Raw genomic sequence first — 7,743 nt, 5'->3', positions numbered from 1 at the left:
TCATTAAAGAGTCTTTGATACTCATTAATGAGTCTTTTAGCTTCATTAAAGAGCCTTTGATACTCATTAATGAGTCTTTTAGCTTCATTAAAGAGCCTTTGATACTCATTAATGAGTCTTTTAGCTCCATTAAAGAGTCTTTGATACTCGTGAAAATTACAGCAATTTTCACAAGCGTGAAATATACATAATTTTAGGGGCACAATATATTGTGCCCCTACGCGTATAGTCTATTCAAATGAAAATCGCTGTAAACCTTAGCCGACAGCAACTTAGATAATTTTATTCTCCGGTTTTTTATTGGAGAGCAATGCTCTAACAGTGAGATGGGTAAGCAGGGGAGGCAGGGGAGGCAGGGGAGGCAGGGGAGGCAGGGGAAGAGAAAGAAATAAGTGTATAAGCAGTCTATTTCGGTAGTAAAAAATACTAAAAATGCCTCTTTACTCCCCCTGCTCCCCCTGCTCCCCCTGCCTCCCCTGCTCCCCCTGCTCCCCCTGCCCCCCCTGCTCCCCCTGCCCCCCCTGCTCCCCCTGCTCCCCCTGCCTCCCCTGCCTATTTCACGAGGATCTCACTTTTTCGCGTTGCTCCCTTTTTATTGGCAGCTTGTTTTTAAATCAAAGCTTGTACATTCTCTAGCTTCCAGCAATTGCCTAACTGCATCATCAGGCTGACAACTCATCAAAGTTGTCCCAACCGTAGCCAGTGTAATAACAGTGGCTAGTCCCAGCACTGTAGCTCGTTTTCTAGGTTTGATTGTACTGACTAAAGTATCTATCCTAGTGGCAGTACCAACAACCTCAATTGGCCCAAGTGCTTTTAAAGCAACAGCCGCATTAGCATAGCGACGTTTCCGATTGCGTTCCACCATTCTCATCAACCACCACCGAAAACGCGGACTGATTTGAGGAATTAACTTCTGAAAATTAAAGCGATAGTTATCATCAATTAATTTGCCAATCTCAACAGAACGGGTATTAGTAAGTAAGCAAATTAGTGTTGCTCCTAAACTATATAAATCTGATGCCTCAGTTAGAGAATGGCCAAATTGTTCTTCTGGTGGCATAAAACCTGGGGTTCCAGCGACAAAGCTGCTCAGAGCTATTTTTGCACCCTGTATCCTAGCTAATCCAAAATCAACCAGGTAAGCATTTAGTTCTTCATCAACCAAAATATTCTCTGGCTTAATATCCCGATGAATAATTGACGGAACTTGCTTTTGTAAATAAACCAAAATTTCTAAGATTGACAGAGCAATTTGCTTAATTTCTTCTGGATAAAAGCTGCGTGTCAATCCCAAAGATGGAGCATTTTTGTATTCCTGTACTAAATAAAAAGCCCCTGGCATTTCAAAGGAATCTATATAGCGAGGGATGCGGGAATGATTTAGTTGTTTCAAAATTTCAATTTCGCGCTGATATGCTTTCACTCCTGATAAATCAGCACTTGCACGAGCAAAACAAAACTCTTTAATCACCACCTGTTCATGAGAGTCGAGGACATTAGCTAGATATGTAATGCGTCCCCCTTCTCTATTGCATCCTAGTTCGCTGATAACTTGATAGCCAAGTTCTGAAAAATCTGGATGGTGATTTAAGGGAATTACCCTTTTATATCCATTGTGCATATCAAGCTCCATTACACACCAAATGAGTTCGATTATGTCAAGGTGCAATTAAAAAATTAAGATCGATTACCCAGATTGCTAGCCCCATTTTTTTACCACGCCTGGTCCAAGGTGCATTGGCAGAAAATTTTGCATCTTGGCGCGAAATTATCACCTTTGCGCTAGCCAATCGACAATCTGGGCATTAACAACATCTGGAACCTCATCATGGGGACAATGACCGGCATTGGGAATGGGAACAATTTTGATTTCTTTGCCATTCTCACGCGCCTTTTCGTAAATCTTTGCCCCGGTAATTGGTGTCCAGGGATCGTCAGCACCCCAAATTACTAATAAGGGACGTTCGACTTTCGGCAAAAGTTCCTCTGGGCTTGGGCCAGGAGGGGCTGTGAGAATGGAGGCGAAGACTTGTTGCGCTCCTGGGTCGCAAGAGGGAGTATAAAGTAAATCGACTAATTCATCGGTGACGGCTTGGCGATCGCGGTAAACTTGGTAGAGGGTACGGCGAATTTGGGCTTTTTGACGGATGCGGTTATAGACAAATTTACCTGTAATTGGCGATCGCACAAACCGATTAAAAGCTGCCATCACCATCCGTAGCGGTGGGTTCAATTCGTGAGGACGATGACTCAACCCACCCGCAGAGTTAATCAAAATACCACCAGCAGCAATTTCAGGATGTTCTACCAGCACAATTAAGCTCAAAAGTGCGCCAATGGAGTTGCCAATAAATACAGCAGGTTCGTGTATATGTGCGGTGCAGAAATCTTTCAGCAGTTCTACCCAAACTTCCACACTGTAATCAATAAGCGCTTTATCGGAACCACCAAAACCTAAAAGGTCTATAGCAAATACCTGGTAGCCAGCATCAGCTAAAACTGGGATATTTTTGCGCCAGTGTCCAATGGAAGCACCGAAGCCGTGAACCAGTACCAGAGGTCGTCCTGTGCCCATGACAGTGTACTGGATTTTGTAGCCCCGCCAAGTCCAAAAGAATTTTTCAAAAGCGTCTTGAGTTGCAAGCTGCTGTGTCGTTACAGTCATTATGAAGATTAATAAAGTCTTTCTTTAATATAGTAATCTTCTCTGACTTTCTAACTCCTCACCTAGGACTGATTAGATGTTAGTTCCACAATTACCAAGGGATTAATAAGTCAAGGGATACTAAATACCCCTTGACTTTTTAGACGAATGGTAGTGTGAGATGAAATACATTAATCAAAGTTACTTTGCTCAAATAAGCAAATTTGTTCTGGCTGTAACCTCTGCGGCCATATTTTCGCCAATAGCTTCTGCATTTGCCGCTTTAGGGTTCTCTACCACCGTCGCCCAAATATCTGATAATTCCTCCACAGGTCAACAACTTTTAGCCGATAAAAAAGTAGAACCAAGGAGTCGCACTCAGGTAAGTAGTAGTAAAGTTTCGGCAAAAGGGAAAAAGACAGGTTTTAGCCTGGCAATTTGGCAACCAGCAAATAATTTTTCCGAAGTAATTGCCCGTGTTTCTGTCAAGAGTAAAAGCGATAAGAATTATTTACAAGAGCGGTTTTTGGGCGATTACAAGTACAAGATTAAGCAAAAAGCAAAATTTGTTAAGGGATTGAAAGCTAGCGATCGCATCGTCGTGCGATTATATGATACTCAAAACCGCTTTATTGGCTACAGCGAATTTGAATGTTTGTCGGCAAATACTACAGTTAATCTGATTTTGTCAGCTAAACCTAATGAATACCAAGTCGTTCGCACTGTTTATGGTGTTGATGCTGACCAAGATGGCACTATTGATGCAGGTAAGACCACTTACGACTACTTCACTCAAGTCAGAAACCAACGTGTTATTTTCCTGAGCAGTTCTCAAACCTTCCAAGGTAATCAGTTCCAGGTAGAGAGTTTATCACCAATTTCAGCAAGCAGTGTTTATCCTCTCTCTTTTACTCAAGGTGAGTTTGCTTTAGTGCGCCAGTCGTTTATTAACGTCTTTAGTTCCGATTTAGCAGAGGTTTTGCAAGCTAATCCAGGTAGTTTGGTGCAGGTGACTGAAGTCAGCGATAACTCTAGCTACGACGTTAGCCAAATGCTAATGAACTATCGCAAAATCAGTATGTCTCGCAGTCTGCAAGTTGGTTTTTCTGATGTTTCGGTAAACTACTGGGCTAAAAGTTTTATTACCAAATTGGCAGCAATGGAAATTCTTGAAGGTTTTCCTGATGGGACTTTCCGCCCAGATGCACCAGTAACTCGCGCCCAATTTGCGGCAATGCTGCGGAAAGCGTTTGCTAAGGGGAAAATTCGCCAAGCGATCGCTTTTCAGGATGTCTCAACTCAAAATTGGGCTTACAATGCCATCAGCGAAGTTTATCAAATGGGCTTTTTAAACCCTGTTGTTGACAAGGATTTTAACCCCAGCCAAAAGCTTTCTCGCCTTGATATTTTGGTAGCATTAGCGCAGAAATTAAATTATCAAGCTAGTGGTTATACGGATACAATTTTATCTGTTTACAGCGATGCAAATACTATTCCTGGTGAATATCGCAGTTTAATTGCTGCCCTTACACAACGCGGTATAGTCGTCAACTATCCCAATGTGAACTTGCTAAATGCTGAACAAATAGCAACTAGGTCTGAAGTCTCTGCTTTGCTATACCAAGCCTTGTCTAGCACTGGAAAAGTAGCAAATATCTCCTCAGAGTACGTGGTTGGACAACAGCAAGTTGCAGTTGACGGGCAGACTGAAACTTCAAGGGAACATATCAAACCGCGTCGCCATTGCAACCAAGGAATTGGTAATGGCGCTGAGGGTTGTGACCCAGGCAATTCCCATCCTCACGGTGGTAATAATGATGAAGGTGGACGTACTCCTGGTAATAAGTAAACTACCATCTTTTTAAGAGACGCGATTAATCGCGTCTCTTGCTTGCTCCACTCCAAGAAAGCTGACACGATTGATAATGAAGGTAGGCGTTATCTTCACAAAATTTACGAAATTTATGTTTTTAACTTGGTTCGACAGCAACTCTTGGTTACTGGAAATCGGCGGGAAACGAATACTAATTGACCCTTGGCTGGTTGGTTCGTTAATTTTCAGCAATTTGGATTGGTTATTTAAAGGTTCGCGATCGCAAAATCGCCCAATACCAGATAATATTGATTTGATCCTGCTGTCTCAAGGTTTAGAAGACCACGCTCACCCCCCAACGCTTCAGGTACTCGACCACAACATCAAGGTTGTAGCCTCTCCCAATGCTGCCAAGGTAGTACAGCAGTTAGGTTATACCCAGGTAACAGTATTGGCTCATGGTAAAACTTTCACTTTAAATAATCAAGTTGAAATCAAAGCTTTTCCCGGTTCGCCCATTGGCCCCACTTTGATCGAAAATAGTTATCTTCTCAAAGAATTGGAGAGTGGTTTAACTGTATACTACGAGCCTCACGGTTATCATTCTCCACAACTTCAGCAAGCTACACCTATCGATGTAGTGATTACACCGTTTATTGACATGACGTTGCCTTTACTTGGACCGATTATTAAAGGCAAAAATAGTTCTTTAGAAGTAGTAAAATCGTTACGACCTCAAGTAATATTACCTACGGCAGCCGGCGGAGATGTGTCCTTTGAAGGATTGCTGATGAAACTCATTCAGACTAAAGGAAGTGCTGAAGAATTTCGTTCGTTACTAGAGAATAACAATATTTCAACGCAGGTACTTGAGCCTAAACCAGGCGATCGCTTTGAACTACTATTAGAAAAACGAGCATTAGCAATCTAAGAGGTTGAATGAACAAGTATTTGGCTGTGATTTTAGGCACTTAGAGATCCCCCCTAGCCCGCCTTAAAAAGGGGGAAGAATCAAAGTCCCCCAATTTATCGGGGAGCCACTGCTTCACTTGGGGTCTCCCCAAGTGAAGCAAGTGGCGTGGATTTAGGGGGATCTGAAATGTTTTGCTACCAACGAGAGGACTTGTTCATTCATCCTCTAAGGCCTAGCGATTAGAAATCAAGTTTTTCAACCCGCCTTCGCGGGTTTTGTCTGTATAGCCGCAACTTCTAGTCACCAAGGCTTTATAAATTATCTTGCATATATACTTTTCTAATCGGAAAAGGAATTTGAATTCCAGCTTGCTGATAGCGTTTGTGTAATTTTTTCACAAATAGATGTTTACCAATACGCTGATCGAAGTATTCGCTTACACGCATATAAAGCGTAAAATCTATACTAAAATCATTAAAAGTATGAAATCTGATATATGGTTCATTCTTTGTTAACTCTGGTGCAATTTCTTGCATGACTTCTTTGGCCACTTCTACAGTCACTTTTTCAACTTGTTCCAAATCGCTATCATAACTTACACCCACATCAATTGTTAAAGTAATTTCCTTTGCAGGTAAATGATAGTTGGTGAAAATCGCAGAAGATAACTTAGAATTAGGAACAATGACTACATTATTTGACATTTCTTTAATTGTCGTGTTGCGCCAAGAAATATCTATAACATATCCCTCATGTCCAGCATCTAATTTTACATAATCTCCGGTTCTAACTTGCTTAGAAATAATTAAGTAAAAACCAGAAAATAAATTTGCAAGCGTGTCTTGAAGTGCCAAACCAACTGCTATACCACCAATACCTAAAGTTGTGATTATCGGTGTAATTTGAACACCTACTGTTTGCAATATAATTAATGTTCCCAAAACGAAAACAGTAGCCTTAGCAAGGTTGGAAATTAGTGATGTGGGAACGCCTTCGGCTCTGCGAATATATAAATTAACAAAACCAGCAGTCAATCTTGCTAAGACTAAGGTTACTGAAAACAGCAATGCGATCGTCAGAACTTTTTGCAGTACGATCGCAATATCTGGCTTGAGGGGGGCGCTTATAACTGCCCAAAAAAAACCGCCAATGACAAACCAAATAAAAGTCATTCGGTGCAGAGAGCGAAATATAATTTTACTCCCAGCAATTCGTTTATTACTAACGAATGTTTCCAGTTTTTTGAAGATAACTTTTTCACCAATTATTCCAGCTAGGAAGCCAGCTAGAATAAATACTAATGGCGTAATCCATTCCATCATATAAATTTTAAATTTGAAGTTTTACATTTAGGAGAACAGCACTATTGCTGCGATTATCGCTAAATTTTACCTTGTTATTTGCTGGATTACCTGCTTGAGATTTTCTTTCCTTATGGACTTGCCAATTATTTACCACCCAGATTACATTGCTCCTCTACCTGAAGGACATCGTTTCCCGATGTCTAAGTTCCGACAACTCTACGAATTGCTGTTAACTGATGGTGTAGCGAATCAACAACAATTTCATACCCCCGAACGTCCACCGCTAGAATTGATAGAGTTAGTCCACACCCCTAGCTACGTTCAAGCTTATTGTGAAGGAACCCTAGACCCCAAAGCACAGCGCCGCATTGGTTTGCCTTGGAGTCCAGCATTAGCGAATCGTACCTGTGTAGCGGTAGGTGGTACAATACTGACTGCAAAACTGGCACTAAGTCAAGGTTTAGCTTGTAATACGGCTGGTGGAACTCATCATGCCTTTCCCAGTTATGGTTCTGGTTTTTGTATTTTCAACGATTTAGCGATCGCTTGTCGCGTTTTACAAAAATTCGGACTCGTCCAAAAAATCCTGATTGTCGATTTGGATGTCCACCAAGGAGACGGTACAGCTTTTATCTTCCAAGATGACGACAGCGTTTTTACTTTCTCCATGCACTGCGAAGTCAATTTCCCCGGTACAAAACAAAACAGCGATTTAGATGTTCCTTTGTCGGTGGGAATGGAGGATGACGCTTATTTACAAACCTTAGCGAATTACTTAGCAGATTTATTATCTAAAGTCAAGCCAGACTTAGTATTTTATGATGCTGGTGTTGACCCTCATATAGGCGATCGCTTGGGCAAATTAGCCTTAACCGATGCTGGCATTTTTCGCCGGGAAATGCAGGTTTTAAGTACCTGTATGAATAGCGGTTATCCCGTCGCTTGCGTCATTGGCGGCGGTTATGCTGATGATATGAAATCTTTAGTTTGGCGGCATTCCTTGTTGCATCGTGCTGCTAGTGAAGTTTATCAGCAGTACAAACTATAGTCCTAAAATTTTTCAACG

At 41.6% G+C, this 7,743-nt stretch carries 6 protein-coding genes; 3 read left to right on the top strand and 3 right to left on the bottom strand.

From position 1 onward, the window contains the following. Positions 1-592: 592 nt before the first annotated feature. Positions 593-1,636, bottom strand: a complete 1,044-nt coding sequence (locus V7K42_RS16665) for a serine/threonine protein kinase (protein WP_334917934.1) — start codon at positions 1,634-1,636, stop codon at positions 593-595. Between the two features lie 138 nt (positions 1,637-1,774). Next, the gene (locus tag V7K42_RS16660) at positions 1,775-2,668 is read right to left on the bottom strand and encodes an alpha/beta fold hydrolase (protein ID WP_334917932.1); all 894 of its coding nucleotides are present in this window, start codon (positions 2,666-2,668) and stop codon (positions 1,775-1,777) included. A 160-nt stretch (positions 2,669-2,828) separates the two neighbouring features. On the opposite strand from V7K42_RS16660, the gene V7K42_RS16655 reads away from it, so the two are divergent. Both V7K42_RS16655 and V7K42_RS16650 read left to right on the top strand, forming a co-directional pair. After that, positions 2,829-4,496 carry an S-layer homology domain-containing protein gene (locus V7K42_RS16655; RefSeq protein ID WP_334917930.1) on the top strand — a complete coding sequence of 556 codons (1,668 nt, stop codon included), beginning with the start codon at positions 2,829-2,831 and terminating at the stop codon, positions 4,494-4,496. A gap of 115 nt (positions 4,497-4,611) precedes the next feature. Continuing rightward, positions 4,612-5,391, top strand: coding sequence for an MBL fold metallo-hydrolase (locus V7K42_RS16650; protein WP_334917928.1), 780 nt, complete (start codon positions 4,612-4,614; stop codon positions 5,389-5,391). 293 nt (positions 5,392-5,684) lie between these two features. On the opposite strand, the gene V7K42_RS16645 is transcribed toward V7K42_RS16650, so the two are convergent. Continuing rightward, positions 5,685-6,695, bottom strand: coding sequence for a mechanosensitive ion channel family protein (locus tag V7K42_RS16645; RefSeq protein WP_334917926.1), 1,011 nt, complete (start codon positions 6,693-6,695; stop codon positions 5,685-5,687). Positions 6,696-6,807: 112 nt separating this feature from the next. Between V7K42_RS16645 and V7K42_RS16640 the strand changes: the two genes are divergently transcribed. Next, complete coding sequence (locus V7K42_RS16640; RefSeq protein WP_334917924.1) at positions 6,808-7,725, top strand: histone deacetylase family protein; 918 nt, start codon at positions 6,808-6,810, stop codon at positions 7,723-7,725. Positions 7,726-7,743 lie beyond the last annotated feature (18 nt).

The sequence above is a fragment of the Nostoc sp. genome (genome assembly GCF_036917455.1).
GTDB lineage: Bacteria > Cyanobacteriota > Cyanobacteriia > Cyanobacteriales > Nostocaceae > Nostoc.
The sequence above is the reverse complement of the archived record's forward strand: the minus strand, read 5'-3'. Positions and strand labels throughout refer to the sequence as shown.